The organism is Corynebacterium sp. HMSC14B06, from assembly GCF_001807075.1.
Lineage (GTDB): Bacteria > Actinomycetota > Actinomycetes > Mycobacteriales > Mycobacteriaceae > Corynebacterium > Corynebacterium jeikeium_D.
Genome location: NZ_KV787362.1, coordinates 179135 through 205302, shown reverse-complemented (window position 1 = coordinate 205302; position 26168 = coordinate 179135). Strand labels below are relative to the sequence as shown.

The 26168-nt window shown below is 56.5% G+C and carries 19 protein-coding genes and 1 tRNA gene; 15 read left to right on the top strand and 5 right to left on the bottom strand.

Going from position 1 to position 26168, the window contains the following annotated elements:
- Window positions 1-90: 90 nt before the first annotated feature.
- The 3 genes from HMPREF3130_RS03880 to HMPREF3130_RS03870 all read left to right on the top strand — a co-directional run bounded on the left by HMPREF3130_RS03880 (window position 91) and on the right by HMPREF3130_RS03870 (window position 4290).
- Window positions 91-1476, top strand: coding sequence for a Sau3AI family type II restriction endonuclease (locus tag HMPREF3130_RS03880; RefSeq protein ID WP_069358841.1), 1386 nt, complete (start codon window positions 91-93; stop codon window positions 1474-1476).
- Between the two features lie 124 nt (window positions 1477-1600).
- Window positions 1601-2884 (top strand): DNA (cytosine-5-)-methyltransferase, encoded by a 1284-nt coding sequence (gene dcm / locus HMPREF3130_RS03875; protein ID WP_069358840.1) that lies wholly within the window; start codon window positions 1601-1603, stop codon window positions 2882-2884.
- Between the two features lie 23 nt (window positions 2885-2907).
- Entirely contained in the window at window positions 2908-4290 is a 1383-nt protein-coding gene (locus tag HMPREF3130_RS03870) for an MFS transporter (protein WP_070429347.1), read from the top strand.
- Here HMPREF3130_RS03870 and HMPREF3130_RS03865 read toward each other — a convergent pair.
- A complete protein-coding gene (locus HMPREF3130_RS03865; RefSeq protein WP_070429346.1) occupies window positions 4287-5219 on the bottom strand; it encodes a bile acid:sodium symporter family protein in 933 nt (310 codons plus the stop codon). The genes HMPREF3130_RS03870 and HMPREF3130_RS03865 overlap by 4 nt on opposite strands.
- Before the next feature lie 713 nt (window positions 5220-5932).
- On the opposite strand from HMPREF3130_RS03865, the gene HMPREF3130_RS03860 reads away from it, so the two are divergent.
- Window positions 5933-8107: a DEAD/DEAH box helicase gene (locus HMPREF3130_RS03860; RefSeq protein WP_049194125.1), complete on the top strand. Its 2175-nt coding sequence runs from the start codon at window positions 5933-5935 to the stop codon at window positions 8105-8107.
- A gap of 171 nt (window positions 8108-8278) precedes the next feature.
- Here HMPREF3130_RS03860 and HMPREF3130_RS03855 read toward each other — a convergent pair whose 3' ends face one another.
- From HMPREF3130_RS03855 to putP, 3 genes are all read right to left on the bottom strand, one after another.
- The gene (locus HMPREF3130_RS03855) at window positions 8279-8779 is read right to left on the bottom strand and encodes a hypothetical protein (RefSeq protein WP_049172012.1); all 501 of its coding nucleotides are present in this window, start codon (window positions 8777-8779) and stop codon (window positions 8279-8281) included.
- Window positions 8780-8887: 108 nt separating this feature from the next.
- The gene (locus HMPREF3130_RS03850) at window positions 8888-9529 is read right to left on the bottom strand and encodes an HNH endonuclease family protein (RefSeq protein WP_070429345.1); all 642 of its coding nucleotides are present in this window, start codon (window positions 9527-9529) and stop codon (window positions 8888-8890) included.
- 97 nt (window positions 9530-9626) lie between these two features.
- Window positions 9627-11150, bottom strand: a complete 1524-nt coding sequence (gene putP, locus HMPREF3130_RS03845) for a sodium/proline symporter PutP (RefSeq protein WP_070429344.1) — start codon at window positions 11148-11150, stop codon at window positions 9627-9629.
- A gap of 578 nt (window positions 11151-11728) precedes the next feature.
- On the opposite strand from putP, the gene HMPREF3130_RS03840 reads away from it, so the two are divergent.
- The 10 genes from HMPREF3130_RS03840 to HMPREF3130_RS03795 all read left to right on the top strand — a co-directional run bounded on the left by HMPREF3130_RS03840 (window position 11729) and on the right by HMPREF3130_RS03795 (window position 24430).
- Complete coding sequence (locus tag HMPREF3130_RS03840) at window positions 11729-14968, top strand: DEAD/DEAH box helicase (RefSeq protein WP_070429343.1); 3240 nt, start codon at window positions 11729-11731, stop codon at window positions 14966-14968.
- Complete coding sequence (locus HMPREF3130_RS03835; RefSeq protein WP_070429342.1) at window positions 14968-16026, top strand: hypothetical protein; 1059 nt, start codon at window positions 14968-14970, stop codon at window positions 16024-16026. Before HMPREF3130_RS03840 ends, HMPREF3130_RS03835 begins: the two co-directional genes overlap by 1 nt.
- A gap of 2 nt (window positions 16027-16028) precedes the next feature.
- Window positions 16029-17204, top strand: a complete 1176-nt coding sequence (locus tag HMPREF3130_RS03830) for a metallophosphoesterase family protein (RefSeq protein ID WP_070429341.1) — start codon at window positions 16029-16031, stop codon at window positions 17202-17204.
- A 3-nt stretch (window positions 17205-17207) separates the two neighbouring features.
- Window positions 17208-19865 (top strand): ATP-binding protein, encoded by a 2658-nt coding sequence (locus HMPREF3130_RS03825; protein WP_070429340.1) that lies wholly within the window; start codon window positions 17208-17210, stop codon window positions 19863-19865.
- Window positions 19866-19879: 14 nt separating this feature from the next.
- Complete coding sequence (locus tag HMPREF3130_RS03820) at window positions 19880-20371, top strand: MarR family winged helix-turn-helix transcriptional regulator (RefSeq protein WP_049172025.1); 492 nt, start codon at window positions 19880-19882, stop codon at window positions 20369-20371.
- A 71-nt stretch (window positions 20372-20442) separates the two neighbouring features.
- The gene (locus HMPREF3130_RS03815) at window positions 20443-20895 is read left to right on the top strand and encodes a MarR family winged helix-turn-helix transcriptional regulator (RefSeq protein ID WP_070429339.1); all 453 of its coding nucleotides are present in this window, start codon (window positions 20443-20445) and stop codon (window positions 20893-20895) included.
- Between the two features lie 169 nt (window positions 20896-21064).
- Entirely contained in the window at window positions 21065-22267 is a 1203-nt protein-coding gene (locus HMPREF3130_RS03810; RefSeq protein ID WP_070429338.1) for an ABC transporter substrate-binding protein, read from the top strand.
- A 30-nt stretch (window positions 22268-22297) separates the two neighbouring features.
- Window positions 22298-23473 (top strand): FecCD family ABC transporter permease, encoded by a 1176-nt coding sequence (locus HMPREF3130_RS03805; protein WP_070429337.1) that lies wholly within the window; start codon window positions 22298-22300, stop codon window positions 23471-23473.
- A complete protein-coding gene (locus tag HMPREF3130_RS03800; RefSeq protein WP_038628441.1) occupies window positions 23473-24264 on the top strand; it encodes an ABC transporter ATP-binding protein in 792 nt (263 codons plus the stop codon). The genes HMPREF3130_RS03805 and HMPREF3130_RS03800 overlap by 1 nt, the downstream gene beginning before the upstream one ends.
- A 93-nt stretch (window positions 24265-24357) precedes the next feature.
- Window positions 24358-24430 (top strand) — tRNA-Arg (locus HMPREF3130_RS03795).
- 193 nt (window positions 24431-24623) lie between these two features.
- Here HMPREF3130_RS03795 and HMPREF3130_RS03790 read toward each other — a convergent pair.
- Entirely contained in the window at window positions 24624-25646 is a 1023-nt protein-coding gene (locus tag HMPREF3130_RS03790) for a pirin family protein (protein ID WP_070429336.1), read from the bottom strand.
- 117 nt (window positions 25647-25763) lie between these two features.
- On the opposite strand from HMPREF3130_RS03790, the gene HMPREF3130_RS03785 reads away from it, so the two are divergent.
- Window positions 25764-26168 carry a hypothetical protein gene (locus HMPREF3130_RS03785; protein WP_016422442.1) on the top strand — a complete coding sequence of 135 codons (405 nt, stop codon included), beginning with the start codon at window positions 25764-25766 and terminating at the stop codon, window positions 26166-26168.

Genomic DNA, 26168 nt, shown 5'->3' with positions numbered 1-26168 from the left:
ATTCCGCCACAGTGGCGGGGTAGGGGTTTGGCTTTCGTATTTTGGCCGCAAAATTATATAAGCTAAACGCACCAGCATACGAAAAGAGATATGCAGGAATCGAGTGATGGGACATTTTTTGCTATGAAGAGCTTTTCGACTGAGCTAGGCTATGACGATTCTGATGTGGAGTCAGTTGTAAACTACGCCGAAAAGATAGTCGGAAAATCTCTTCGAGAGGCACTTGGTGTCGAGGATTTGGATGATCCGAGGGTAAAGCGAGGGGCATTCGGTTCCGCGTTAGAGACACTCTATTTCAAGATTCCGGCTAACAGTAATGCAGAAGCAGACTTTACAAAAATAGGCGTCGAACTAAAAAGTACGCCGATGAAATTGACTAAAAAAGGTGATTATTCCGCAAAGGAACGTCTTGTCCTTTCGATGATTGACTACTTTTCACTCCCTGAGGAACAGTGGGTTGAGTCGCATCTGCTGGCCAAGATTAGCCGCATGCTATTAGTGGCATACCTTTTTGAAAAGGATAAGAATCCTGTCGATTACCAGGTTCTTCTCGCGAAGCTTTGGGAACTGTCGCAGGATGACATTGTCCAGCTTCGCAGTGACTGGGAATTGATTCAGGAGAAGGTCCGACGAGGACAAGCGCACACCATTTCATCTGGTGACACGATGTACCTGGAAGCCTGTACTAAGGCAGCGAATAGCACGATTACGCGGAAGCAGCCATTCTCGGATGAGCCGGCGAAGCCTCGGGCATGGGCCTTTAAGCGGAGTTATATTGATGTCATTCTCAACGGCATGCTTAATGCTCAAGAGATTGAACGAAAGCAATCAGAAGCAGATATGGATTTGCTTGGGCTGGTAAAGAAGCGATTCGCGCCGTATATGAATCGTACCCTTACTAGCTTGGCTGAAGGCTTGGGTTACAGTAACACCCGCCTTCCTAAGCATATTGGCAGTCTTATTGTTAAGAGTATTCTCGGTGTGGACAAGGAATCTGAAATTGCTGAGTTTGTAAAAGCTGGGATCGTCCCTAAGGTTATCCGTTTGAAGAGAAATGGAAAGCCCAAGGAATCCCTATCTTTTCCAAGGTTTTCCTACCGTGATTTGGTGGAGCAAGATTTCGAGCAAAGCGAGTTCAGTGAGCAGTTGGCGCAGAAGTACCTTTTTGTTGTCTTCTGCGAAGATGAGTCGAATCTTGGAGAGTTTCGACTAGCGGACGTACTGTTTTGGCAGATGCCTGACTCTGACTTGGTAGAGGCACGTGCATGTTACGACCTGATGCGGGAGCGTGTAATCGACGGGCGCGCTAGCGAGTCGGTTAAGAGTACGGAGAACCGTTGCTGTCACGTTCGGCCGAAGGCTCGAAACAAGGCAGATACAGCTGTTACTCCGCGAGGTGAAACTGTGGTCAAAAAGTCCTTTTGGTTGAACGCGGGGTACGTGGGTGATGAGATCAGTCGGGTTCTAAATTCCTAGAGATTTAGAAATAGTGTTCGAATAAGGCGGCGGTTTTGGTTAACTATCGGCCAGTTTGATCCGGCCTCTGTGTCATGGTTAGAATCACTCTGACGTATCAGAACACAGTAGCGATTGGAGAAACGTGTCTGATAAAACCATTCGCGTAGCCGAATTGTTCGCGGGAGTAGGTGGCTTTCGCCTCGGCTTAGACGGCTATCAGGATCAAAGCGACGGTATAGCATCTCTTCCGGCGGCAGGACCATTTGAGACCGTGTGGGCTAACCAGTGGGAACCACCAGGAACTCCAGCTCGCCAGTTTGCATGGCGCTGTTATGTAAACAGGTTCGGGGAGAACAGCTGTGTGAATGAAGACATCAACGTTGTTCTCGACAATGCGGAAGCCGGGCTGTTCGAAATTCCCGATGTAGACATGGTTGTGGGAGGGTTTCCGTGCCAGGACTACTCAGTTGCCAAACCGCTATCGCAAGCAGGTGGGATTGAAGGGAAAAAAGGTGTCCTCTGGTGGGATATCTACAGGTTCCTTAAGCTAAAGAGCCCCAAGTATGTCTTGTTGGAAAACGTTGATCGATTGCTGAAGAGCCCTGCTACTCAGCGAGGTCGCGACTTTGCAATTATGTTGTCGTGCTTCGGTGACCTCGGCTACTCCGTCGAGTGGAGGGTGATTAATAGTGCTGAGTATGGTTTTCCGCAGCGACGTAAGCGGGTCTACATCTATGCAGTTAAGAATCCCGGCACCTGGGAATTAGAGCAGCGCGCTAAGGATGGCATCATGGCCGCGGCTTTACCAATTGAGGAACCTCTGCATTTCACAGAAGTTGTGATTCCAGAGGATCCATATGAAGCAACAAAGACGTTTTCACTAGGTGCCAAGAAGTCTCCATTCGAAACTGGAGGCATAATGCAGAACTTCAAGGCGCTGACATTTTCTGTGGTTGAGTCCTATGATGGGCCTCGACAAGTTCTTGGGGATGTCCTTGTTGATGAGTCTGCTGTTCCAGATTCTTTCGTTATTCACGCGGATGAAGTTCATAAGTGGGAGTATCTGAAGGGTTCAAAGCGCGAAGAACGAGTCAATAAAAAGACTGGTTTTACGTATTTGTACAGTGAGGGGAGTATGTCCTTCCCGGACTCGACGGAAAAGCCCTCCCGAACGATTTTGACTGGTGAAGGCGGAAAATCGGCCTCCCGTTTCAAGCATGTGGTTAAGGTGGATGGAAGACTGCGTCGTCTAGTTCCAGATGAACTGGATGCTCTGCAAGGATTCCCTAAGGGATGGACGGACACAGGAATGACCGACGGCCATCGTGCCTTTTGCATGGGTAATGCACTAGTAGTTGGAATTCCTCATTTGATTGGCAAAGAGTTGGCCCGGCGAATTGAAAGTGAAATGGGCGACTCTGACTAGAGGTTTTAGAAAGGACCGTTACCTTGTCAGCTTCCCGTTCGCGCGACCTGCTTCGTCGTAAAGCAAAGTGCGAATCTCAGCCGGATATCGCATCGGAGGTGGGAAGCAAACCACAAGGTCGGGATTCTTGGCAGGGTGAATTAGACGGGACTAAACAGCCGATTCCGCGAGAGATTTGGATTCTGGTCAGCGCTGCGTTCATCATTGCGCTGGGCTTCGGTCTGATTGCACCGATCTTGCCGCAGTACGCGCGCAGCTTCGATGTGGGGGTGTTCGCGGCCAGCTTCGTGGTCAGTTCGTTCTCCATTTTCCGGCTAATCTTCGCGCCGGCATCGGGCTCACTGGTAGAGAAGCTCGGATATCGACGCACGTACCTAACCGGCATCAGTATTGTCGCGTTCTCGACTTTGCTTGTCGGTATTGCGCAGACATATTGGCAACTGCTGGCGTTTCGTGCGCTCGGAGGCATCGGTTCGACGATGTTTACGGTCTCGGCAATGGGGCTGATTGTGCGGATTTCACCGCCGGAGATCCGCGGTAAGAGCTCGGCCGCCTACGGCACAGCCTTCCTGTTGGGCAATGTCTTTGGCCCGATCATTGGTGCTGCAATGGGCGCATGGGGCATGCGGATGCCGTTTTTCATCTACGGTGGGGCGCTGATCGTGGCAACGATTGTGGTCGGCATGTCGCTGAGTGCGGAGCATCTTCGCCATGTAGTGCCCAAGCGCACGACCCCGGTGCTGAGGTTCTCCGAGGCAATCCGTGACTCGGCATATCGGAGCGCACTAGTCGGAGCCTTCGCCAACGGTTGGTCGAACTTCGGTGTGCGCGTCGCGATTGTCCCGCTGTTCGCCGCGGCAACGTTTTCCCATGTTGGCACCCCAGAACCGGGCAGCGATGGGGCAGTAGCCGCCACTGCCACAGCTGGTTTCGCGCTGACGGCCTTCGCGCTCGGCAATGTCACGGCACTGCAGTTTTCCGGCCGTCTCTCCGACCGCATCGGCCGTCGCCCTCTGCTCATCACGGGCCTGTTCATCAACGGCGTGTTCACGGGCGCTATCGGATTTAGCAGCGGTGCCATTCCGCTACTGATTCTCTCCGTCCTCGCGGGTTTCGGCGCTGGCATGATCAATCCATCGCAGCAGGCCGTGCTTGCCGACGTCATCGGCGCCAACCGCCAAGGTGGAAAGGTGCTGGCCAATTTCCAGATGGCTCAGGACTTCGGAGCGATCTCTGGCCCGCTGATTGTCGGCGCAATTGTGGATGCCGCAGGGTTCAAGGCCGGTTTCTTTGTTTGCGGTGTCATTTCGCTGGTCGCAATGGTGGGCTGGATCTTCGGGCGAGAGACTCTACCAGCCCACTCGTCGAACAGCGGAGCCAAAGAAGCCGAAGCAAAAACAGCTTAAGCAGAAGCGGATTTGCTAGTTTCCTTGCCTTCATCGACCTTTCGGCAAATAGCCACATAGATAGCGCCAGTAATGTTATGCACCACAGCGGCCACCGCGCCGGGAAGCGCTGCCTCCGGGGTAAAGAACTTCGCTGCCATACCGGAGGACAGGCCAGCGGACTGTGTGCCGACCTCCACGGCCACCGTGCGCTTGCCCGCAGTCGGCATCCCCACCAGCTGGCCTGCAAAGAAGCCGAGCACGTAGCCCAGAACGTTGTGGATGATCACAGCCACAAACACAATCAGGCCAATGTTCGCCAGGCTCTCAGCGTTCTTGGCCACGGCACCGAAGACCACGCCACCGATACCGAGAATAGAAATCCACGGCAGGATTGGGAGGATCTTGTTAATAAAGGTATCGGCCACAAAGCGGATAATCAGACCGCCAATCACTGGCAGGAGGACTGTCTGACAGAGGCTCCAGGCCATCCCGAGGCCGTCGACCTCCGTGTGCGCGTCGGCAAGCACGAGCATAAGAAACGGCGTCATAATCGGCGAGACCAGCGTCGACACACTGGTCATGGCGACGGACAGTGCGACGTCACCGCGTGCCAGGTAAGCGATGACGTTCGACGAGGTGCCGCCGGGGACGGATCCCAGCATCAGCAGGCCGACGGCGAGTGCCGGGTTGAGGCCGAGGGCTTTCGCCACGGCAATCGCTAGCAGCGGCATGATGACAAACTGAGCAATGACGCCGAAGAGAATCGCCAACGGGCGCTTAGCGACCTGCTTAAAGTCCGGGATGGTCAGGGTGAGGCCCATCGCGAACATGATGATCATCAGGAAGTACGTGATGTAATCCGTCAGCGGAGTAAACGGGGCGGGGAAGAAGAATGCCAGCGCCGAACCCGCCAAAATAAAGCCCGGAAACCCGAGAACTTCAATCATTGCCGAGAGCTTCGACGGCTGTGTATCCGGCTGCCCGCCATTCCCAGAAAACTCGTCGGGATAATGTGGTTTTAGCGGGGACTGCCGGGGCGATGACGGCTGCGGTTCAGATGAATTACTATTGCTGGGCATTTTCGAGCGACCTTGGGTTTATACGTTGTGTAGTTGCAAAAGTCCGCCGAACGGTGGGTGTTCCACGGCGGAAAATAGCTGATATGTGTACAAACTTGTAGGGAAAATGTTAGCCACCTCACCCCAGGAAATTACAAAATAGGCACCCCGAAGTGGGTGCAATGCGCTCGCTTAACGACGGCCCCAGCGCCGGGGCCTCATCCAAGAAATCGACCGCCTAGTGTTGTGACCTTGCGGACAGGAAATGGTTTTTTGACCGACGGTGGCGTAGTCTGGGCAGTCGGTGTGAAATCCTGACGACAATGTCGCAGAGAATCTGGCAGCGGTATAAATTCGCTGGTGAAACGCTTGAAAGTGCATAGTGCATGATGGGCGCCCCTCCTCGGAAGTAAAAGCTGAATTGGGTTTGGGCGCAATTTTTCGAAGTATGTGCAAGAGAAGCGATGTCATCGCAATTCCGACGTGAGAGCACTGAAAAACAAGAACGTAAATTGGGCGGGTCATGTATGTGCGACCCAACTGTGAGTAATCAACTGTTGAATATTGAGTGTGCGGGCGAAAAGGCCCAGGAAGAGCCCCAAATGGCTAATAATGAAATGAATGGCAGCGTCGAGGAAAACCGCGAGGATCAGCGCGAAAACCGCGAGGACGCAATTGTGAAGGCCGAGGATGTAGTGGCCGAGGAAGCACCGGTGGTCGAAGAGAAGGCCGCTGAGGAAAAGACCGAAAAGGCCGAGGTCAAGGAAAAGTCCGAAAAGGCTGAGAAGAAGGCCGAAAAGAACAAAGACGACAACGACGACACCGTCGGCTTCGATGAGCTTGAGCTGCCGGATGACATTGTCAATGCAGTTCGCAAGGTTGGGTTTGAGACTCCGTCCCCAATTCAGGCTGCTACTATCCCGACTCTGATGAGCGGCCGCGACGTCGTCGGCCTGGCTCAGACTGGTACCGGTAAGACCGCGGCGTTTGCGCTGCCGATTCTGGCTCGCATTGATCGCTCCGTCCGCGCACCTCAGGCTCTGGTGCTTGCTCCGACCCGTGAGCTGGCGCTGCAGGTTGCGGACTCCTTCCAGTCGTTTGCTGATCACCTGGGCAAGATTCAGGTCCTGCCAATCTACGGTGGTCAGTCCTATGGAGTGCAGCTGTCGGGTCTGCGCCGAGGTGCGCAGATTATCGTCGGCACGCCTGGTCGTGTCATCGACCACCTGGAGAAGGGCTCGCTGGACATTTCCGACCTGCGTTTCCTGGTGCTGGACGAGGCCGATGAGATGCTGCAGATGGGCTTCCAGGAGGATGTCGAGCGCATTCTTGCCGACACCCCGGATGACAAGCAGGTCGCGCTGTTCTCGGCTACCATGCCGGCTGCGATTCGTCGCCTGTCCAAGCAGTACCTGACGGAGCCGGAAGAGATTACCGTCAAGTCCCAGACTCGCACTGCGGACAACATTCGCCAGCGCTTCCTGATGGTCAGCCACCGCAACAAGCTGGACGCGCTGACCCGCATCCTCGAGGTCGAGGAATTCGAAGCGATGATCATGTTCGTGCGCACCAAGCACGAGACCGAGGAGCTCGCCGAGAAGCTGCGTGCCCGCGGATTCTCCGCTGCTGCCATCAACGGCGACATCCCGCAGACTCTCCGTGAGCGCACGATTGATCAGCTCAAGGACGGTCGCCTGGACATCCTGGTGGCAACCGATGTGGCTGCTCGTGGCCTGGACGTTGACCGCATTTCCCACGTGGTCAACTACGACATTCCGCACGACACCGAGTCCTACGTCCACCGCATCGGTCGTACCGGCCGCGCTGGCCGCTCCGGCGAGGCGCTGCTCTTTGTCACCCCGCGTGAGGGACGCCTGCTGCGCTCGATCGAGCGTGCAACCAAGTCGCAGCTGCACGAGATGAAGCTGCCGACCGTCGATGAGGTCAACGACTCTCGCAAGCAGAAGTTCGCTGATGACTTGACCGAGGCGCTTGCTGATTCGCAGGTTCCGGTCTTCCGTGAGCTCATCGAGGAGTACGCAGAAGAGCACGACACCCCACTGGTTGATATCGCCGCCGCTATCGCTGCGCAGGCACAGTCGGGCGACTTCCTAATGAAGGAGCCGCCGCGTGGCCGTCGTAACGACCGTGACCGTGATCGTTTCGACCGCGACCGCAACCGTGGCCGCGATGGTCGCTCCCGCGGTGAGCGCGGTCAGGGCAAGCGCGCTGACCTGGTCGAATTCGACCGCGAAGGCACCGCAACCTACCGCATCAGCGTCGGTCGTCGCCAGCACGTCCGCCCGGGTGCCATCGTCGGTGCCATCGCCAACGAGGGTGGCCTGTCCTCCAAGGACTTCGGGCACATCGACATCCGTGGCGATCACACTCTGGTTGAACTGCCGGCCAACCTGCCGCAAGAAGTCATCAACAACCTCTCCGATACTCGCATCTCCGGCCAGCTCATTGGGCTGAAGCTTGACGACGGCACCTCGGTCGACGACAGCGATGACTACCGCGGTGGCCGTGGTGGCTACCGTGGCGATCGTCGTGATGGCGGCCGTGGTCGCGGAGGATACCGTGGTGGTCGCGGTCGCGACGACCGTCGTGGTGGTGGCCGTGGCCGTGGCGGCTACCGTGGAAACTTCGATGACGGTGACGATTTCGGTGGCCGTGGTCGCGGTCGCGATGACCGTCGTGGTGGCGGTCGCGGTCGCGGTGGCTACCGTGGTGGCCGTGATGACCGTCGCGGTGGTTACCGAGGCGGACGCCGCTAAACCTGCTAGGTGAGGTGAGCTGGGTGGTCGTCGTCAGGCGACAACCGACGACCGCCCTTGGCGCTGACCTAGAAAATAAAAAACTGCCGGTACGCATGTACTTTCAAACCCGATTAGTCGGGCCGAAACGTACAGACGCACCGGCAGTTTTATTGTGTCTGAGCGTGAGCTCTAGATGAAGAACATCAGGATGCCGGCGACAACCCACAGCAGGGAGAAGATGCCGGAGAACATAGCCAGCTGGCCCTTCTGCTTGTCCCAGTCGAGCTCTTCAGCCTTCTTGCGACGCTCGATGAACTCCGGATCGTCAGCATCCTCGTCTTCGTCAGCGATGCCGAGGCCGGCCATCATCAGACGCTGACGCGGAATGACCAGGAAGAACAACAGTGCCCAGGCGATGATAGCCAGCAGAATTGCGGCGTGCATTGCCCCGGACTTCATGTAGGTCGACACATCGGTGAACATGACACCGAAGCCGAGCAGCGGCACGAGCAGCGACCACATGCCGTAGGTGCGCGAAATGGCGTGCATGGTGCGCGCGGCGCCGACCGTTCCAGCCTCTCCGCCGCGGGCTGCAAGCGCGAGCTTCGGGAACATCGAAATTGCGACAGTCACCGGTCCAAGCAGCAGAATTGCCGCCAGGACGTGAACCATAAGAACTACGTTTTGCACGTATTACCTTTCCACGACTGAATGTAGGCCTCGCGTTCAAGCGAGGAGTGGCCTGGATATTTCTTTATTAAGACCAGTCCTTAACTTAACGTGCTCGCACTATTTTCTCTATTTCGTGCCTTTCCTCGCGCGGATTCCACACGCAGTGGCCATCGCCTTCCAGTCTGCCGACGATACGGGCAGGTCCCATTTAATGGCCACCGCTAAGTAACGATGCGAATAGTCACACGCCTTCGTATCCTCAGGAAGCCATTCGGCCGGGCTGGCATCTCCTTTATCCCGGTTGACCGCGCTTCGCGTGGGTACGAGGTTGGTCTCGATATCGTTGGCAAATTGCCGACGCCTCTCGGAATCCCATGCGTAGGCTCCGAAATCCCACGCCGCTGCCAACGGATAAATGTGGTCGATATCGACCTCATGCGCACCAACTGGGTCACCCGTGTAAGGGTCGGGGATTTCGCGCGGGGAGCCGTCGTCAAGCGAACACGCAGAGCCCCCGAACCACGCCGCCAACACTTTATGGCGTGTATTGCAATCGGCAGAACCTGCCCAGACGTCGAAGCGCTCGCGTTTGTATCCGGTGACGGTGGGGCGGTCGGCGACGACGCGCACGGTGCGCAGTTGCTTGACGACGGCTTCCGTCTCCGAGCCCGCGGGGGAGGAGGTGACGAGAACTCGCGTAAGCGCAAAGGATGAGACAAAGGCGGCAGTCAGGGCGGCGGCCAGGATGGCAAATAAAAAAGGGCGCATACCTAGTTGGGCGCGAAAAATACTTTTTCGGTTCCCTTGTAGGTATGCGCCGGGGCTAGCCTGCGGGGCTAGCGGAGGCCAAGCCTAGATCAAAGCGTTAGACCAGAGCCTGCTTTGCTGCGTGGTCGAACTCTTCCTTGATTTTCTCGTTCGGCTCCTTGGTAAGCAGCGTGACAATGATCATCACGACAGTTGCAGCGGCGAAGCCCGGGACGATCTCGTAGAGAGTGTCGCTGAGCGAGCTCATGCCCCATGCGAAGGAGACAACCGCACCGGTGATCATGCCGGCAGCAGCACCAGGGGTGTTCAGACGCGACCAGTAGAGGGCGGCCAGCAGCACCGGGCCGAATGCCGAGCCGAAGCCAGCCCATGCGAAGCCAACCAGATCCAGAATGGAGCTGTTCGGGTTAGCAGCGATGATTGCGGCGATGATGGCGATCAGCGCGACGGCGACGCGGGAGAGCGTCATGTAGGTCTTCGGACGCAGGGACTTGTTGACCGTTGCCTTGAACAGGTCCTCGATCAGCGCGGAGGAAGACACCAGCAGCTGCGAAGAAATGGTGGACATGATTGCTGCCAGCACTGCAGTCAGAATCAGGCCTGCAATCAGCGGGTGGAACAGGATGCGGGTCATGTCCAGGAAGATGGTCTCGTAGGAAGACGCATCAGTGACCGAAGCATCTGGGTTCGTAGCGAAGAAAACAGTTGCGGTCAGGGCCACGAGGACCGAGCCGAGCATGCACAGTGCCTGCCAGCCAACGCCCCAGCGGCGCCCCTCAGTTGCGTCCTTTGCACTGCGCAGAGCCATGAAGCGAACGATAATATGCGGCTGGCCAAAGTAGCCCAGACCCCAGCCGAGCAGACCGATAATCGTAATTAGCGGAATACCAGCGAACGGATCGAAGAAGGTCTCAACCGGCTGTCCCTCGCTGCCCGGGTACGGGTTGTTAGCAGCAAAGCTGAAGATGTCCGAGAAGGAGTTGCCGTTGTTAATCAGGTAGATAATGCCGACAGTCGGAACCGTCAGCAGCGCAATGAACATGATGATGCCCTGCACCGCGTCCGTGTAGGAGACAGCAAGAAAGCCGCCGAAAAGAGTGTAAGCGACAGTAATCCCCGCAACCAGCAGCATGCCGACGAGGTAGTTGCCACCGAACGTCGACTCCCAGTAGCGCCCACCTGCGACCATGCCCGAGGAGACGTAGAAGGTGAAGAACAGCAGAATAATCAGGCCAGCGGCAACGCGCAGTACCTTCGACGAATCGTGCAGACGGTTCTCCAGGAACGACGGCACGGTAATCGAGTTACGAGCAATCTTGGTGTAGCTACGCAGCCGCGGTGCGGTGAACTTCCAGTTCAGCCATGCGCCGGCGACCAGGCCGATTGCAATCCAGGTCTGATTCAGGCCTGAAAGGTAAATCGCGCCGGGCAGGCCCATCAGCAGCCAGCCGGACATGTCCGATGCACCCGCTGACAGTGCTGCGACGAACGGATGCAGACCGCGACCGCCAATCATGTATTCGTCATACTCTGCGGTCTTTTTCCATCCGGTCCAACCGATGTAGACCATCAACAGCAGATAAATGACTAGTGCGATGATGAACCATGTTTGTTGGTCCACAGGGCAACTCCTCATTATTTATTAGGCGTACAGTCGGACTCGCGCACTACCTAGCGCACCAAAAAGCATTTTCGGCGCACAACTCAATTTCGCTTAATCAAGTCTGCTTGACGACGTTCACAGCGCCGCGGCAGCATCGAGCCAAAAAGTGGCCGACGTCCACGGTGGAACCTGCGGTTCGCGATTCAGCACAGCTTCAGCTTCCGGACTATCTTCGACAGTCAGCGGAGCCTACTGGCACATGCGAACCATGGCAGAACTATTGCACGAGTCACACATTTTTAATTCTTGTGGCCTATACGACGTTTTCATGTGATGCGCTGCATTGCAAGATAAGAAGCGTTGAAAAAGCTTTTAAAAATCGGTTAAGTGCGACAAATTACCTGGGAAAAGGGGTATTTGGGTAGAGGAGGAGTAATTTTTGCAAGATACATAATTCGAACATGCGTGCTAATGTTGTGGTGTGGTGGAAAAGCTGATCCGGGGTGCGTGGCAGAATCTTCATTGAACAAATATCTGGTGGCGAAGTCGCCGGGTGATTAGACGGTGATGACTGAGCAAGCAGTGGGGAGGAAGTAATGGGCCAAGTTGCTAAGTCAGCGGTGCCGTTGCTGCTGCACGCGGTCTGGAAAGATGATTCGGGTCTTCACCTATGGGTGGAGCGGCCAGAGGGGCACCGGATTATTGCGGACGTGGATTTGCTGGAAGTCCCGGCGCATCAGCGTCGGCTTTTTGCAGTGCTGGACCAGGGGAGTCGAGCGCAACTGACGCTAAAACTGCGCACACCGAAGGGGCGGGCAGTAGAGAAAGCGGTACCCACATGGGTGTTCCCGCCATGGGCTGCGGTGACGGCACTGGTGCAATTGCAGGAGGAAGTTTCCTCGGCGGCGATGGCACCGGATCTTCGGTTCTTTGTGGATGTTGTACAGGGATTGGATGCTTTCGCACGCTCTGGGCGGGCATTGGTGGCGCTGACGTGGGAAGACAATGAGTGGTGGCCGACGTGGCGGATGTCGGAGGGGCTGAGTGAGATTGCTTGGCAGAGTCAGGTCATTTCCCGTACACCACCGGTATTGATTGATAACGGAGGCGCCACGGTGGCTGAGGATTTCATCAATCGGATGTTTCATTGGGTCACCAACGCGCTTCTGGCCGATCTGGATGAACCGGCAGAACAGCGGCAGAGTTTCGTGCGGTCGTTGTTGCAGTCTCAGTCCCTGGGGCGTGCGACGCCGGGGGTGGCGCAGTCACTGGCAAAGTGGAGGCTGTCGGCCGATGGTGAGAATGTTCGCCTCCAGCTAATGGTGCAGGAACCCGTTGGTTTTGAAGGCCAGCTGGAAGACTTGCCGGATGTGGATCTCCCGCAGCTGTTGGAGTTGCGGGATCGAGCGGATGACAAAGGCGGCTCAGTAACTCGCCTCAATCCTCGTTCAGCTGCGGTGGAACATGAGACTCTATGGCCATTGCGGATGTACTACCGCATCGGTGTCGCAGCTCCGGAGCGCCTGAACCCAGAAATGTGTCGCCGGTCCGTGCTGTCGCTACTTCGCCCGCAGCTGTTGGCTGCACAAGAGGCATTCCCAACGCTCAAATATGCGAAAGCAGCGGGCCACCCGGGCTTAGATTTGCTGCTGACCTCAGAGCAGCTGATAGAGCTTATGACTGATGGCATCTCGCAGCTGGCAAAGGTCGATATCGATGTGATGCTGCCGCCGAACTGGAAGTCAGTGGAGACCACCCTGCAGTTGCACACTGAAGTCGTCCAGTTAGATCCGACGGGGCCTGCTGGGCGCCGTTCGGAACCGAAACTCGGATTTGACCAACTGGTTGATTACGAGTGGAAGCTGGCCGTGGGGGATGCCGTACTGACGGAAGCGGAAATGCGTGAGCTCGCTGCATCGAGTACGGGGCTAGTGCATCTGCGTGACCACTGGGTGCACGCGAACCCAGAGGTAGCTAGGGAAGCCCTGAAGTTTTTGGTGGAGCAGACCAAGGCCGGGGAGGAAACCGGTAAGGGGCAAGCCACCCTGAAAGAGCTGGTCTTCGACGGTGGCTTGGAGTCGCAAGCTCCAGTAGCAGTGCCAGTCGCCCCCAGGGATCCCTCTTGGCTCAAGGCGTTGGTGTCGAAGTACTCAGACGGTTCCACGGCCCTCGCAGAGTCGGTCGAGGTGCCACCGAGTTTTGTCGGTGAGCTGCGGGAGTATCAACAGCGCGGTGTGGAGTGGCTGGCGGATATGTCCAACCGCGGCTTCGGCGTCATTCTCGCTGACGACATGGGGCTTGGTAAGACTGTGCAAATTCTGGCGCTGTTGGAGTTTGAGCGCTGTCGTCGTCAAGCGGATGCGAAGGATCAAGAGCACAAGGCTTCGCTTCTGGTCGTTCCGACAGGTGTGCTGCGCAATTGGGCAGCAGAAGCGGCAAAGTTCACTCCAGAGCTCAAGATTGGGCTGCTGCATGGTTCAAACCGTCCTCATGGTGAAGAACTACAGGAATTTATCGGAAAACACGATGTTGTTGTGACGACCTATGGTGTTGCTACCCGCGATGTGAACGAACTGTCCCAAGTGCAGTGGGATCATGTGATTGCTGACGAAGCGCAGGCAATTAAGAACCCCAACGCCCAGGTATCCAGAGCGCTTCGGAGCCTGGGCTCGCGACACAACATCGCCATGACTGGTACTCCGGTGGAAAACGACTTGGGCGAGCTGCGCACCATCATGGATTTCTGTAATCCAGGCATGCTGGGGTCGGCGAATGCATTTCGCAACAAGTTTGCGATTCCCATCGAGCGTGATGGGAATGCGGAAATGCTACTGCAATTGCAGTCGATTACAGCACCTTTTATTCTGCGCCGACTCAAGTCGGATCCAGCTATCGCGCCGGACCTGCCCAAGAAGAATGAGCAGGTGGAGATGGTTCCTCTCACGACGGAGCAGGCTTTCTTGTATCAGGAAGCTGTGAAGGACATCGAGGACAAGCTCAAGCGCTCGAAGCGGAATCGCTCTGGCAACTTCGGGCGAAAGAGCATCATCCTCGGCGGCATCATGAAGTTGAAGCAGATTTGCAACCACCCAGCGCACTACCAGCACGACGGCTCAGGGCTGCTTAATCATGGGCAGCATCGCTCGGGCAAGGTTGCACGGCTGGAAGAGCTCGTCGATGAGATTGTCCAAAACGGTGAACGCGCGCTTGTGTTCACGCAGTTCGTGGAGTTCGGCAAGATGCTCGCCCCTCATTTCAGCAAGCGCCTGGGCATGGACATTCCGTTTATCCAAGGGGCAATGACTCCGGCACAGCGCGAGAAAGTAGTGGCAGAGTTTAATGCCCCGGACGGCCCACCAATCATTGTGCTGTCTACTCTCGCGGCAGGTGTTGGCATCAACCTGGTTGCCGCCAACCACGTCATTCACATTGACAGGTGGTGGAATCCAGCAGTTGAAAACCAGGCCACGGACCGCTCTTACCGCATCGGTCAGCGTAAAGACGTACACGTGCACAAGCTGGTCAGTGTGGGAACGTTGGAAGAGCGTATCGACGAGCTGATTTTCGAGAAGGCAGAATTGGCGGATGCAGTTGTGCGTGCTGGTGAAACCAAGCTGACGGAGATGGACTTTCACCGTTTGCGGTCTCTGTGGCAATTGGACAAGGACAAGATTCAGTCACTGCGTGAATCGATGGACGCAGCGGAGTCAAAGTCCGGTGGGACGGTGACCGATGGGGTGAACCCGGAGGGCACGGCATCGGACTCCACAATCTCGGATGACGATTCGATTCCCAACAATGTGACCCCGTTTAGGGTCCAGAAGAGGTGGTACTGATGGCCGGTGACGGAGACGTGACATGGGGCGACAATGTCATCTTTGCCGAGTTTGGCAAGGGGCCCTCTGGAAAGCGTGGTCGTAAAAGGACTACGGCGCGAAGCGCGCCAGCAACCAGCTCGACGATTGAAAAGCTCCTGGCCACCCAGGACTGGGCTGGTGCATTTACCGGACAGCAGCGACGTGGAACCGCAGCGCGCGTGGCGGTCGAGCCACGTACTACTTTTGCCCGGTGGGTGTGGGAGTTCATCATCCGTGGCGCTGATTCGGGTCGTGTTCACAGAGGTGAGAAGTACAGGTTCGACGGCAATGTGCTGGGGCTTCGAATCGCGGATGGCTACATCATCGGTGAAGTGCAGGGCAGCCAGCCGGAACCATTTTCAGTCTTTATTCGGTTCCCACGGCGGGAGCAGAAACAAACTGACGACGTACTGCGGTGGTTGGTGAACAATCCGTCGGCCTTCACAGAGTTTGAGCACGGCGAGTTGCCGTATGAGCAGATGGAAATGCTGTTGTGCGATGGCGAAGAGCACATTTACAGCGAATGCACCTGCCCGGACCCGGCACCTGTGTGTAAGCACACCGTTGCAGTTGCCGCTCAACTTGTCGCTGATATCGACCGCGATCCGCTGTCGCTACTACAGCTGCGCGATTATCCGCAGCGCGAATTGCAACGCCGGCTTCAGGAACTAACACAGCTGCGAAACCGGACTGCGCCGAAGCGCCTCGGGCTTGGTGGCGCGGTTCGGGAGAATCCCAATAAAACCGCCCAGAAGTCGAATGACGCTGGTGGAAAAGATAGCGGTGACAACGAGCAGAAGAAGGTTGCCGAACTTTTCGCTGTCGAAGCCGACTACTGGGGCAATGATTTGGAACGAGTCAGTGTTCCTTCGCTCGAGGTTATTGACCCACTAACAGTTACCGACCGCAGTTTGCTGCATGAAGCATTGCAGCCAACCTGCGTAATTTCGAGAGAGACCATTCGTGCAGTCGCTGATTTGGAAGATTGTTGGCAACATCTGCAGGAATCGCTGAGCCTGGGACAAAAGGAGCGCTAGTCATGAAATTCATTCACACCTCAGATTGGCAACTGGGAATGACTCGGTGGTTCCTAGAGCTCGACGGCGGTGAAGCCCAAGCTAGGTTCCACGAAAGTCGACTCAACGCCATCGATCGCATCGGCGAGTTGGCGATTAGCGAAGGCGCTGAGTTCATTGTCGTCGCTGGAGACGTGTTCGATTCCAACACATTGCCGGACAAGGTGTTTTTGCGGGCTCTTGAGCGAATCGCCAAGCTACCCGTGCCGGTGTATTTCCTACCCGGCAACCATGATGCGCTTGATGCTTCTTCCATTTATCGACGTAGTGCTTTCGAATCTTTGGAAGACCGAGGAGTTTACGTAATTCGCGACAGCGCGCCCATTGCAATCCGTGACGGGGTGGAACTCATCGGTGTGCCAGTGCGCGGCAAGTATTCGGCAGACGACATCGTGGCGGAAATAGCCACGGAGCTTGAGCCCGCCGATGGAATCCGAGTGATGGTCGCACACGGCCAAGTAGAAGGCTTTGGTGCTGATGCAGGAGCCACCATTGATCTGACCAGCTTGGAACAAGCTATTGACCGCGGGGCGTTGCACTATGTTGCGCTGGGGGATTCCCACTCCACGAGCCAACTCGATCATGCTGGCAGAGTTTATTTCTCCGGCGCACACGAAACCACAGCGTACGACGACAAAGAACGGGATTCCGGCAATGCACTCGTCGTCGACATTGTAGAGAGCGGCCCCGAAAAAGGCTCAGTTACCGTGGCCTCCCACCGAGTGGGGCAGTGGGCTTTTCATGCCATAGACATGGATATCACTGGCGCGGAAGACCTCGATGAGTTCTTTGCTGAACTGGACGGTATCGAGGCGAAGACAGACACAGCGGTGAAGTATTCATTGCGAGGAACCGTGACACTGTCAGAGTCGACTACCTTTGAAAACCGACTTGAGCAGTATCAACAGCTTTTCGCTGCACTTTATCGCCGGGAAAGTGGCTCCGATTTGACGGTGGTTCCGTCCGAGGGGGATATCTCTAATCTCAATCTCACCGGTTATCCGCTCATAGCTGCAGAAAAACTAACGGTCTTGAGTAAGGGACGAACCGAGAGCGGTAGCCCCCTATCAGAATCTGAAACCACCGCAGCAGCCGATGCGCTTCGCTTGCTGGCCCGCCTGGCAGGAGAGAAGGAATAAATCATGCGTTTTCACGACATCGAATTACACAATGTACGTGCGATTGATTCACTCTCAATCACAGGGCTAGCCGAGCGGGGCGTGGTAGTGATTTCCGGTGAAAACGAGTCGGGTAAGACGACAATCGCCAAAGCTATTCACGTTGCGCTGACGACAAAATGGAAGTCCAGGTCAAGCGAAGCGCTTAGTCTGAACAGTCACTCCAGCCAGGAAAAGCCGCAGGTTAAGCTCCGTCTGGAGCTTGACGGCTACGAATTTACGCTGGACAAGATCTTTGGTAGCACCAAGGACACCGGCACAATCGTCACCGTCCACTCGCCGACAGCCGAGGTTCTTAAAGATGACCAGGCGGAAGAGTGGCTGGCCGCCCGAATGCACAATGCGGACACCAAGAACCTGTGGCAGGTTTTCGTTGCTGAACAGGGACAAGCGCAAAAGACACTCTCCTTGGGCGGTTATGCGCAGGTCACAAGCGCACTGCAGTCGGCATCGGGGCAGCGCGCGGAAACCGCAGAAGAGGTAGGTCTGTTTGAAGCCGTTGAAGCTGAATACGGCAACTATTTCCAAAAAAATGGCAAAGAGCGCAAGCAGCTTACCGACGTAGACAAGGAGCTGGCGGAAGCCCAGCGGGTGCGCGACGAAGCGGCGAAAAAGGTCCGGGAATTCGAAGCGCTCAATGAGGAAGCTGCTCGTAATGAAGAAAGCCAACACACGCAGCGGGCATCGTTGCCAGAAGCCAAAAACGAAGTCGAGCATTGGGCGCAGGCACTCGAAGAACTCGAAAAGTTCAGGGTTGCCGTGTCCCAGGCACAGGAGGTCTCTGCAGCGGCGAAGCAGAAGCTGGACTTAGCTAAACAGGCTCAGCAAGAGCGCGAAACCTTCATTCAGCAGGCACAAGATGCCAGGGATCAGCATTCCGCCACAGAGAAGAAAGTTGCTGAACTTAAGGAAGCGTTCGATAAGGAGGTCGCAGCTTTAAAGAAGGCGCAGGAAAATCGCGATGCGGTTGTGACCGCGTACCGCGAAGCTCGAAAAGCAGAAGAGCTGGCTGCAGCTGAAGTCGCATTGGGGGAGAAGCGCAGCTTGGTCGAAGCTCTGTCGAAGCGAGTGGAGAAGCTCGATGAGCTCCGTGCACAATTGGCAGAGCACAAGGAGGTAATTGCACGAAATTCCGTTACCGAGGAGGTACTGGAAAAACTGTTGACCTGCGAACGCGAAGTTGCAACAGCCACCGCTGTGCTGGAGGCGTCGAGCCCGAGTGTGCAGCTCTCGGCTAGTAGTGCGCAGGAGGTCACGGTCGACGGCGAGAAAGTGGGGCTAGCGCCGGAGGCTGAGTCAGTTCAACGTGCGGTTACTAAGCCGTTGGCCATCGAAGTTGGCGACGTCACGGTTGCTGTTCAGCCCGGAGACGGCTCAGATTCGCAGCAGCGCAAGCTAGAAAAAGCAGAGATATCGCTCAAGGAACAGCTTGAGGCGGCAGGCGCTGATTCCGTCGCGGAAGCACAAGAGGCACACACACGACGTCGTGAAGCGGAAAAAGCAAGATTCCAGGTGGAGACATCCATAACTGCGGTGTCCGACGGTGTGGAGTATCACCAGCTCACCGCAGAGTTGGACGATGCGAAGGAAGAAGCACGAGTACAGGGCGAGCGGTATCGGGCACTTGCGGGCGAGGATGCGCCGACGGAGATTGACTTAGTAGCGGCGAAGGCTCGGTTGGAAGAAGCTGCAGCGGGGCGTAGGGATGCCGAGTCGAAGCGTGACAATGCCGATATGCGCTTGTCGAAGCTGGAAAAGCGTCCTGCACACGCCAACTATACGAAGGCCAGCAGCGAGCTTGAAGGGGCTCGGTCCGTCCTGAAGGTCCGCGAAGATTCGCTCACGACGGCGCGAGAAAAAGCCTCGGATGCCGAGATCTTTGCTGCGGTGGAAAACCGAGGCAAGGACTATGAGGCGGCAGAAGAGCAGCTGGCTACGGCTCTGAAAGAGCTGGCGCAGCGGGATGCCGACGACGTGGAAGCATCGCTCGCGGGCGCTAAGCAGCGACGGGATGCAGTTGAGAATCGCCTGGCTGAGCTGGAAAAGCGCCGGCAAGAGATTCGGGTGCACTTGGACTATTTCGACAGCGCGAATGAGAAGCTGGCAGCTGCTGAGGGGGTAGTGGAGCGAACACAGCGAGATCGGGACTCGATGCGTCGCCGTGCAGCCGCCGCCAAGACTCTTATGGAGGTAATGACACAGGCACGTGCGGCATCGCGGAATGCGCTGGCTGACCCCTTGCTCCGCAAGCTCGAAGAGTACGGCGGCGGTGTGTTCGGTGCGGGAACCCAGTTCACGATGAATGAGGACTTGCAGATTGAGTCACGGTCTAATGCCGATGGCAAGTTCGATGTCGATGAACTATCTGGTGGAGCGCAGGAGCAGCTGGACATTCTGCTGCGCTTGGCCGTTGCCGGTGTCCTGGAGGGCGGCCAAGGCGCTCCGGTGATTATTGATGATGCGTTAGGTTATTCAGACGAACACCGTTTGCGGCGGATGAATAATGCTCTTGCCAAAGCGGGGCGCGATATGCAGGTATTAGTCCTGACGTGCGATGAAGCCCGTTTTGATCGCGTGACAGGAGCGGAATTTATGAAAATTCAGGATTTGGTTTCAAGATAGTAGGCTCTGTACATATGCAAGATGTTCCGTGGTTAAGTGATGAAGAGCAGCGGTTATGGCGCTCAATTCTGAACGCTAAACGGGCCGTTGACAGGTCAATTGACCTTCAGCTGCAAGATTCTCTCGATATTTCCACTGCAGATTTTTCGGTTCTGGTTGTTCTCTCCGAGGCTGAAGACAATGTTGTGCGCATGCGCACCCTGTGTGAGTCCCTGGAATGGGACCGCAGCCGAATGTCGCACCAAATTACTCGCATGGAGCGACGTGGACTAGTAACTAAGGAACGCTGCGCCTGCGATAACCGTGGTATCGATGTCACGCTTACTGAACACGGTCGAACCGTGATTGAGAAGGCGGCGCCGAACCATGTGAAGCTTGTACGTCATGTCTTGTTTGACGTGCTCGGTGAAAATATCGACTATCAGGGGATTTCCGCTGTGCTCGATAAGATTGCAGCGACCGCCAATGCTGCGGTCACCGATTCCGTCGACGGAAAAGCAGAGTAGTCAAAAGTTTTTCTGTGAGTGTTTTCTCATTTGTCTCCGCTTCGAGGCTCTCACCATTAGCCTAGAGCAGTATGAACTCATTTGAATGGCTGAGTGATGATGAACAGCTCTTTTGGCAGTCGATGGTAGCTGCTTTTCGCGAGGTAGAGCGCAATATTGAGCGGAGCCTACGCACTCGCACCGGGCTGACGTTCGCTGACTTTACCCTGCTCATCGCTTTGCATGAGGTGGAGGATGGGATTCTGCATGTTGACAATATTTGTGATCGACTGAAGTGGAACCACCCCCGCGCGCTGCTGCATACCAACAGATTGGAAAAGCGCGGATTTATTCACACCGAAGATCACGGCGAAGACCCGGACTCGGATTATGTCGTCGTCCTAACAGGTGTTGGTCGACACGTGTTTGCCGAAGCGGCGCCGGATTACGTAGACACCGTTCGCCAGGAAGTTATTTCACCACTTGCTAATGAAGACCGCGAAGTGATGCTGAGGTGCTTCCAGTCGGTTCTCGAAAGGAAGTAAGACTTCCACGCCCTGCTAGTAAAACAACCACTAGCAGGGCGCTTTTTTCTCTACGTTTCAAGCTGTAAGGTAAGGCGTGCCTAAAGCAAAGGGGTGACTGTTCACTTCTCTTTGTGCACCCTAAGTACCAAAAATTACGCAGAAATAAACAAGGCAGAAACTGAAACGCATGAGAGTCAATATTTTCGCCAAGGCTAAAACCGCGCCAAAGACCAAAACTCTGGCCGCAATCGGGTGTGCAGCGCTGAGCTTCGTCGCTACAGCATGCGGTGCGGACGCAGAGTCGAACGAGGCTGCCGACAACAAAGGAGAACTCACTGTCACTGATGTCGCAGGTCGCACTGTGACCTTCGACAAGCAGCCAGAACGAGTCGTGCTCGGTGAAGGCCGCGCCATGTTTGTCACCGCGATGCTTGACCAAGAAAACCCGGGTGACCACGTTGTCGCCATGGGCAGCGATTTGCATTCGGGCGCACCGTCGTTTGAAACCAAGCTTTTCGAGACGAACCCCGAGCTGAAAGACATGCCGACCATCGGCAATATCGCCAAGGGCGATGTCACAGTTGAAAACCTCATCTCCCACGACCCAGACGTGGTCGTCATGACCCTTGACCACAAGAAGGCCGCGGAGCAGTCCGGTTTCCTCACCAAGCTCGATCAGGCAGGTCTGAAGTACGTATTCACCGACTTCCGGCAAAAGCCCCTGGAGAATACCGCCAAGTCCGTCGAGCTCCTCGGCCAGATCGTCGATGAGCAGGACAATGCCAAGAAGTTCACCGACTTCTACACAAAGCGCGTCAACGAGATCACCGAACGTGCCGCCAAGCTCGAAGACAAGCCAAAGACCTTCGTCTGGCGAGCAGCCGGTCTCAAGGATTGCTGCTCGACCGTCAACAAGTCCAACCTCGGTGACCTTGTCACAGCAGCCGGCGGTGAGAACCTCGGAGACAGCCTCCTCGACACCGAATCGGGCGACGTGACCGCAGAGAAGGTCCTGTCCGTCCAGCCGGAGAAGATCATCGCCACCGGTGGTTCTTGGGCGCTCGATCCGAAGAAGCCGGAAGTGCTGCCACACGTCGAACTCGGCTACACCGCCACCCCAGAGACCGCACAGCGCACTCTGGAAGGCCTGCTGAAGACTCCGGGTTTTGACACCCTGACCGCGCCGAAGAAGGGTGATCTGTACGCCGCCTTCCACCAGTTCTACGACTCGCCGTACAACGTCTTCGCGCTCGAGCAATTCGCCAAGTGGATTCACCCAGAGGAGTTCGCTGACCTCGACCCGGTCGCTGACTTCGCCAAGTTCCACAAGGACTACCTGCCCTTCGAACTCAGCGGCACCTTCTTCACCGCGCTGGAGCCGACCAAGTAACCCATCTTCCACCATCGAAGAAGGAATCCGATGACTTACACCAATCTGCACGCTCCCGCGTCAGGGCTTGACGACGAACCCCGCGAGTCCACCTCCACCAACGGCAGTGGAGGTCAAGAGTCGCAGCCCGCCACCGAACAGCACGAGTGTCCGTCGTCAAGCACGACCTACGACTCTGCGCGACAGTACCGACGACGCTCGGCACGGAAAATCGCCATCATTGCGGTGCTGGTGGGGCTGGCCGTGTGCGCGTTTGTGGTGGCGACGATCGTGGGGCCGATGTCATTGAGTGTGGGGGATGTCGTGCGGGGTATCGTGAGCCCGAATGACGTTGATGAAACCACTCGTACGGTGCTGTGGAAGCTGCGCCTGCCTGCATCAGTGATGGCAGTGCTGATTGGTGCAGCGCTGTCGCTTGCCGGTGCACAGATGCAGACAATCCTCGACAACCCACTGGCGGAGCCGTTTACGCTCGGTATTTCGGCTGCAGCGGCGTTCGGTGGGGCGGCATCGATTGTGCTGGGCTGGGTGATCATTCCGCATGCGCAGTTCAACCTGGCGGCCGTGGCCTGGGTATCATCCGTCATCGCTGTGGCGATTGTGGCGGCGGCGTCGGTATGGCGTGGCTCGGGTAAGGAATCGATGATTCTGCTGGGTATTGGGCTGGTGTTTCTATTCCAAGCGCTGTTGTCGTTGTTGCAATACCGCGCGACTACCGAGGCGCTCCAGCAGATTGTGTTCTGGACAATGGGCTCGCTACAGCGCGCGAACTGGGTGGCCAACGGCATTATTGCGGCGGCACTGCTGATCGCCATTCCGTTCACCATTCGCTATGCGTGGGCGCTGACGGTGTTGCGACTTGGCGATGCCCGCGCAAAAGCCGTGGGCATCAATGTGGATAGGCTGCGCATTGCGACGCTGATTGTAGCCTCGCTGCTGGCGGCAACCGCAGTGGCCTTTGCCGGCATCATCGGCTTCATCGGACTGGTCGGTCCACACATTGCGCGCATGCTGGTCGGTGAAGAACAGCGCTTCTTTGCCCCGGCATCGATGGCGGCAGGCGCGGCGCTGCTCGCGGCAGCTCATGCGGTATCCATCACGGTGGTGCCGGGTGTGGCAGTGCCGATTGGCATCATTACCGCAATCGTCGGTGTCCCATTTTTTGTTGGCTTGGTTTTCCTGCGTAAGAGGACGGTGTGGAACTAATGGGCGTATTTCTCGATGTCAATGACGTAGCTGCAGGCTATGGCAAGCGAAAGGTGCTGCGCGGGGCGTCAATACGCACGCTGAAGCCAGGTACGGTGACGGGTTTGCTCGGGCCAAACGCTGCGGGCAAGTCCACACTGATGACCACGCTGGCGGGGATTCGAAAGCCCATGTCCGGGGAGATTGTTCTGACCCGTGACAATGAACGGGTTATCGGTTCCGAACTGCGCGAAGTCGTCGGCTACGTACCGCAGGATCTACCGGCCAGCGCCTCGCTGACCGCATTCGAATCGGTACTGGTCTCCGGGCGGCGCGCCGGGCGTCTGCGGGTGCGTGGCTCAGAGATTGAGCACACGGCGGTGGCTCTCCGAAAGGTTGGCATTGAACACCTTGCCGACAGATTCGTCGGCGAGCTCTCCGGCGGTCAGCGGCAGCTCGTCGCCGTCGCGCAGATGTTTGTCCGCGATCCCGAGATCATGCTTCTCGACGAACCCACCTCCGCCCTCGACCTGCGTCACCAGGTGGAACTCCTAAAGCTCGTCCGCGCGGAGGTCGCCTCACGGAGCTCCTTGGCACTCGTTGCAATCCACGATCTGAATCTCGCCGCCCGCTACTGCGATGAGCTTGTCATGCTTCACGACGGCCACGTGGTTGCCCAGGGGAGTCCTGTTGACGTTCTCACTCCGGACCTTTTGGCCCGCGTCTATGGAATTCGAGCCCGCGTACTCGATGACGAGGGCGTGCCCGTGGTGTGTCCTATTGAGGAAGACCAGGTTTCTGAAGCCGCGTAGTGGAGATTTGGCTGGGGCGCGGGGCATTTCGCTAATCGCCCCAGCCAAGTGGTAACATCTTTTCTCGTTGCACTTGTTGTACTTGTGCCACACGCCCCCGTAGCTCAGTGGATAGAGCGCCGGTTTCCGGTACCGAAGGTCGGAGGTTCGACTCCTCTCGGGGGCACGTCTTATCCCTTAAGCGGTTAGGTTCGATTAGATTCGCCTGGTTGCTTGAGGGATTTTTGTTTCGGGTGTACCTGGCGGAAGCGGGCCAATCCGAGTTACTGACTGCGTTTATGACAAAATGACCCAAAAAATGGCCTGAAAGTGTCATAAACTCACACAGTTTCACATGTGCAGCCCGTCGGAGATCCCGGTTAATTGACCGGGCGGCGAACCGTACCGTCCGGATAGCGGGCAAAGCGCCCCTCTTCAAAGGGTGCAACCGGATCGTTGGAATCAAACCGCCATGCGCCGAACTCGCCACGCTGGTAGGCATCGAATGCCTCAACGAGCTCTTCGCGGCTATTCGCGACAAACGGGCCATGCTGATACACGGGAGCGCCAATTGGTCGGCCTTGGAGGATGAGCGCGAAGGCCCCCTCGTCACCTGCAGAAATGTCCAGTATCTCGGTTGATCGCAGCACTGCGCCCTCTTGCTCCAGCGTTTCGCCCTCGATAGTGAGCCTGCCGCGTAGAGAGTAGAGAGTCCGAATTGTCTCGGCATAATTGGTTGGTGGCAACGTTAGCTGTGCGCCCGGTTGCAGGCGCAGCACCCACACGGCTACATCGGAATCTGGTGCAGCGGCCCAGGATTCCGGTGGTGGAGCAAGCGGCTGAGTATCGCCGAATGCGCCCGCGATGACCTTTACGTCGTAGCCGTGGCCATTGTCATCAGTGCCGGTGACATGCGGAGTGTCTTCTGCCCAGAACATCTGGAAGTGCGGCTTTGCCTCCTTGCCTTCGGGCGGCAGGTTCAGCCAAATCTGAAACATGTGGTGAGGATTGGGGCCGTCGTTATGCAGAAGCGGGAACATTTCAGCATGCGCAGTGCCTGCGCCGGTGGTCAGCCACTGAGTGTCGCCGTCGCCGTAACGAGCCAGTGCGCCTTCGGAGTCGGTGTGGTCGACGTAACCTTCCTCGACAATCGAGATAGTTTCAAAGCCGCGGTGTGGGTGGGAGGGGAAGCCGGGGACGGTTGTGCCGTGGTACATGGACCAGCCGTCCTTGCCGGAAAAGTCCATCCCGATATTGCGGCCGAGTAGAGAGGCATCGGGAGCCATAGTTTGGCCCTTGGCCTGTGGATATAGGTCATAGTGGTGGACGGCAAACAGGAATGGGTCCATACCTGGAAGCTGCGGATTATCGGCTACGGAGAATTTTTGAATGATTGCGCTCATGACAGGCTCCTTTGGCTAGGTTGTTTCATTTTCCATAACGCATTGTTGTCATGTCAATATTCCGAGGTTTGGTTGAAACCGCTGTGGAGCTTCGATTTGAGGTTTAGCCTGGAATCTATGACGGAAACCGAAGTTGCGCTGAAAAGACCCAAAAGCCCTAGTGCAGTATGGGGACAAGCAGTTATCTATGCTGCCATTTTCGGGTTCTTAATCGGAGTCATTGCATGGGCGGGATTGACAACTAAGTGGATTTTTCCCGGTGTGTTGCTACTAATCGCGGTTCAGTTCGTTTTTGATTACCGCAATAGGGAAGGGGTCTTTGACCCGGACTGGGAGGACAATGCCTTCAAATGGGATAAAAGGGCGCGACAAGGTTGGGCTGCAGTCCTTGCGCTGGTTATTGTGCTGGTAGTTGCATCAAATGTGCCGCGGCACCATGTTGGCGCTACCGCTGCGGTGACAATCGTGGCGGTAGCGGTGATGCTATTCGTGTCAGTCAAAAGGTACTGGCCAGGGCGATAA

What these genes read in the sequence shown, in the direction of transcription:
- HMPREF3130_RS03880 (WP_069358841.1), top strand. Translation starts at nt 91, where the DNA reads ATGCAGGAATCGAGTGATGGGACATTTTTTGCTATGAAGAGCTTTTCG.
- HMPREF3130_RS03865 (WP_070429346.1), bottom strand. Translation starts at nt 5,219, where the DNA reads ATGATTGAAGTTCTCGGGTTTCCGGGCTTTATTTTGGCGGGTTCGGCG.
- HMPREF3130_RS03860 (WP_049194125.1), top strand. Translation starts at nt 5,933, where the DNA reads ATGGCTAATAATGAAATGAATGGCAGCGTCGAGGAAAACCGCGAGGAT.
- HMPREF3130_RS03850 (WP_070429345.1), bottom strand. Translation starts at nt 9,529, where the DNA reads ATGCGCCCTTTTTTATTTGCCATCCTGGCCGCCGCCCTGACTGCCGCC.
- HMPREF3130_RS03840 (WP_070429343.1), top strand. Translation starts at nt 11,729, where the DNA reads ATGGGCCAAGTTGCTAAGTCAGCGGTGCCGTTGCTGCTGCACGCGGTC.
- HMPREF3130_RS03835 (WP_070429342.1), top strand. Translation starts at nt 14,968, where the DNA reads ATGGCCGGTGACGGAGACGTGACATGGGGCGACAATGTCATCTTTGCC.
- HMPREF3130_RS03830 (WP_070429341.1), top strand. Translation starts at nt 16,029, where the DNA reads ATGAAATTCATTCACACCTCAGATTGGCAACTGGGAATGACTCGGTGG.
- HMPREF3130_RS03825 (WP_070429340.1), top strand. Translation starts at nt 17,208, where the DNA reads ATGCGTTTTCACGACATCGAATTACACAATGTACGTGCGATTGATTCA.
- HMPREF3130_RS03820 (WP_049172025.1), top strand. Translation starts at nt 19,880, where the DNA reads ATGCAAGATGTTCCGTGGTTAAGTGATGAAGAGCAGCGGTTATGGCGC.
- HMPREF3130_RS03815 (WP_070429339.1), top strand. Translation starts at nt 20,443, where the DNA reads ATGAACTCATTTGAATGGCTGAGTGATGATGAACAGCTCTTTTGGCAG.
- HMPREF3130_RS03810 (WP_070429338.1), top strand. Translation starts at nt 21,065, where the DNA reads ATGAGAGTCAATATTTTCGCCAAGGCTAAAACCGCGCCAAAGACCAAA.
- HMPREF3130_RS03805 (WP_070429337.1), top strand. Translation starts at nt 22,298, where the DNA reads ATGACTTACACCAATCTGCACGCTCCCGCGTCAGGGCTTGACGACGAA.
- HMPREF3130_RS03800 (WP_038628441.1), top strand. Translation starts at nt 23,473, where the DNA reads ATGGGCGTATTTCTCGATGTCAATGACGTAGCTGCAGGCTATGGCAAG.
- HMPREF3130_RS03790 (WP_070429336.1), bottom strand. Translation starts at nt 25,646, where the DNA reads ATGAGCGCAATCATTCAAAAATTCTCCGTAGCCGATAATCCGCAGCTT.
- HMPREF3130_RS03785 (WP_016422442.1), top strand. Translation starts at nt 25,764, where the DNA reads ATGACGGAAACCGAAGTTGCGCTGAAAAGACCCAAAAGCCCTAGTGCA.